The sequence below is a fragment of the Nitrospirota bacterium genome (genome assembly GCA_016207905.1).
Taxonomy (GTDB): Bacteria; Nitrospirota; Thermodesulfovibrionia; order Thermodesulfovibrionales; family JdFR-86; genus JACQZC01.
This window is the reverse complement of sequence record JACQZC010000073.1, coordinates 1-2,959: the sequence shown is the minus strand read 5'-3', so window position 1 is coordinate 2,959 and position 2,959 is coordinate 1. Positions and strand designations below refer to the sequence as shown.

The window sequence follows — 2,959 nt, the reverse complement described above, 5'->3', positions numbered from 1 at the left end:
CTAAAACCCCTTGCCTTCAACTCCGTTATCCTGTCCCTCTCTTCCAAATTAAGTTGCTTATATCGTCTCTCCATAAACACTTAGGGTAACTCCTTCGTAGCCCCAAGTGTTGCACTTCCTCATTGAACTGGCGTAATAAATAAATTGTAAAGTGGCAAATATCTCCCAAATCTGTTAAATTTCAAAAATGAAAGACCTAAAGGCAAGGCTCGATAGTCTTTACAAAAGTTTTGATTTCGCTCATGCCATAAAAGAAGACCCTGTGCATTTTCCTCACAGATACAGGCAGGACAAAGACATAGAGGTCTCTGGCTTCATAGCCTCATCCTTTGCATACGGCAATATCAGGCTCTTCATGCCTGTCATTGAAAAGATACTAAATGTTATGGGCAAACACCCTTATGAGTTCTTGGTAAATTTTAGCATACAAAAACATGCCTGCCTTTTTCAGGGTATAAGATATAGATTTCAGAAGACAGAAGACATAATCGCATTCCTTTATGTTATATCGGTTATGCTAAAAAGATACGGAAGCATATATAAGCTTTTTAAGAGATTCTACAGGGATGAAGACCCTGATATTGGAAGTGCACTTTTAGGGATGATGGCTGATATTCGTAGCAGTGTCAATGGAGGAAATGTCTTATCCAGAGGTTTTCTTCAGCTTTTTCCATCTCCTTCAGGAGGAAGTGCTTTTAAAAGGGCAAATCTGTTTTTAAGGTGGATGGTCAGAGACAGGGATATAGATTTTGGCATATGGAAAGGAATCCCCAAAAACAAGCTCATTATACCTCTCGATACCCACATAGCAAGGTTAGGAAGTCATATCGGGCTTACGACAAGGACTACGAACGATTGGAAGATGGCAGTTGAGATAAGTTCTGCCCTGAAAAAGATAGACCCCGAAGACCCACTTAAGTATGATTTCGTTCTCTGCCACACAGAAAGGGGCACTATCTCCTGACCTCTATGATAATAGTATCCTATGCGATATTCCCCCTTTACCTCTTAGGGATATTTTACAGGCGGTTTCTTTATGGAGGTTTTGCCTTACAAACCGTGTATCTAATCCTCAGAGGGGTTGAGCTTGGCAGGATTCCACTTGTTGGTGTGCACGATACACTGAATTTTCTTTCAGCCTCTCTGGTGGCTTTCTCTATTCCATTTAATAAGTCGATGAAAGGTAAAAAAGCGTTCTTGAGTATACTTTCAGGGATGGCTTGTGTGTTCAGCATATTTGCCCTTAGCTCAGAGCCTTATTCCACGCCACTCCCTCCGGTTTTGAGGACATACTGGTTTGAGCTTCATGTAATACTTTCGTTTTTTTCATATGCACTTTTTGGAATCTCTGCTATTTTGGGAATAGTTTATCTAAAGGATACACTGCCAGAAGGTAGGGACCCTTTGTATAAGGCAGTTCTTATAGGATACAGTTTTTTTCTCTTTCCATGATATTTGGTGGAGTGTGGGCATACCTTGCATGGGGCACATACTGGCTTTGGACCCCAAAAGAGCTTTGGACAACAATACTCTGGCTGTATTATAGCCTTTATCTTCATGCAAGGCTAAGATGGACAGGAAAGCCTTCTACAATCTTAGGAATCGTAGGGTTTGTCGTAGTGCTATTCACATATCTTGGCGTAGGGCTTTTAATGAAGTCCTCGCATGCCTTTTAGTATGAGGGTTTTTAAAGGTATACTAAATTTTTTCCTATCCTTAAGGACAGCTATATGGCTTCTTATTGGACTGCTTTTACTTTTGCTTTTTGGCTCATTCATAATGCCTAAAAGCGTGGAATTTCAATCCATAAATCTCCTCCCTTTGTTTACATGGCTCAAGGCGAGCCCATTTAAGGTCTCGTGGTGGCTTTCAGGCTCGGTGTTTCTTCTTTTTCTCCTTACTGCAAATACGATTCTCTGTAGCATTGAATCGATAATCAAAAAACATGAGATGAAACAGTGGCTTCTAATAATCTCTCCTCAGATAATCCACATTGGGTTTCTTTTCATATTGCTTGCCCATCTTTTCAGCTCCATTGGAAGTATGAGGGCAAATGTAGTTGCATACGAGGGCTCTCATCTTATTCTTCCAAATGGCATTGTGCTTGAGATGAAAAACATAATAGCTGACTTAAGCCCGGATGGCTATATCATAAACTATCGAGCTGATATAGGATACCTCGAAGAAGAAGGAAAGATGCTGAAACAAGACTCCCTATCTCCAAACGAGCCATCATTTTATAGAGGGCTTGGGCTATATCTTAAAAACATTCAATTACATCCTGTAAGGGTAGTCCTTTTAGAGGTAAGTAGAGAGCCCGGCGCACTTTTAGCACTCATAGGAGGCATACTTTTTCTCATAGGCACTGTTATACTCGTTGCCATGAAGATAGTGAAGGAGAAGTAATGCCACGATTCGTTGTTCATGAGCATCATGCAAGACATCTTCATTTTGACCTTAGATTGGAAATGGCAGGCGTGCTCAAGTCATGGGCTGTGCCAAAAGGTCCTTCGATGAATCCAGCCGATAAAAGGCTTGCAATAGCAGTTCAAGACCATGAGCTTGATTATGGCTCATTCGAGGGTATAATTCCCGAAGGTCAATATGGTGCAGGCAGGGTCGTAATCTGGGATAAGGGAAGTTTCATCCTCCATGGAGGATGTGTTGAAGACGGAAGGCTTGAATTTACATTGAATGGGAAAAAGCTCAAAGGTGGATTTGTGCTTTTTAAGATGTCAGGCAAAGAGTGGCTTCTTATAAAAAGAAAGGATAAATTTATAGAGCCTGATTTTAAGCTAAAGACTGTTCTTCCATGAGCTTTGTTCAACATTCACATGGGTTACATTTTAACCTATGGACATGGGTTACACTTTTCTTACTTTGGGTCTGACCTTCCCTTTTCTTAAATCAAGAACTCCAATAGGGTGGAAGCCAAAGCGTATCTCATGGCAAGCCTCAT

3 protein-coding genes and 1 pseudogene are annotated in these 2,959 nt (G+C 40.9%); all 4 read left to right on the top strand.

The genetic code is table 11. The annotated features are described in order from the left end of the window. The first annotated feature begins 187 nt into the window (after positions 1–187). The 4 genes and pseudogenes from HY805_09095 (at position 188) to HY805_09080 (ending at position 2,816) form a co-directional block, all read left to right on the top strand. Entirely contained in the window at positions 188–964 is a 777-nt protein-coding gene (locus HY805_09095) for a TIGR02757 family protein (protein MBI4824365.1), read from the top strand. Continuing rightward, positions 961–1,676: pseudogene (ccsA, locus tag HY805_09090) on the top strand (cytochrome c biogenesis protein CcsA). The gene HY805_09095 and the pseudogene ccsA overlap by 4 nt, the downstream one beginning before the upstream one ends. Before the next feature lies 1 nt (position 1,677). Then, positions 1,678–2,406: a cytochrome c biogenesis protein ResB gene (locus HY805_09085; GenBank protein ID MBI4824364.1), complete on the top strand. Its 729-nt coding sequence runs from the start codon at positions 1,678–1,680 to the stop codon at positions 2,404–2,406. Continuing rightward, a complete protein-coding gene (locus HY805_09080) occupies positions 2,406–2,816 on the top strand; it encodes a 3'-phosphoesterase (protein MBI4824363.1) in 411 nt (136 codons plus the stop codon). The genes HY805_09085 and HY805_09080 overlap by 1 nt, the downstream gene beginning before the upstream one ends. The last annotated feature ends 143 nt before the right edge of the window (positions 2,817–2,959 follow it).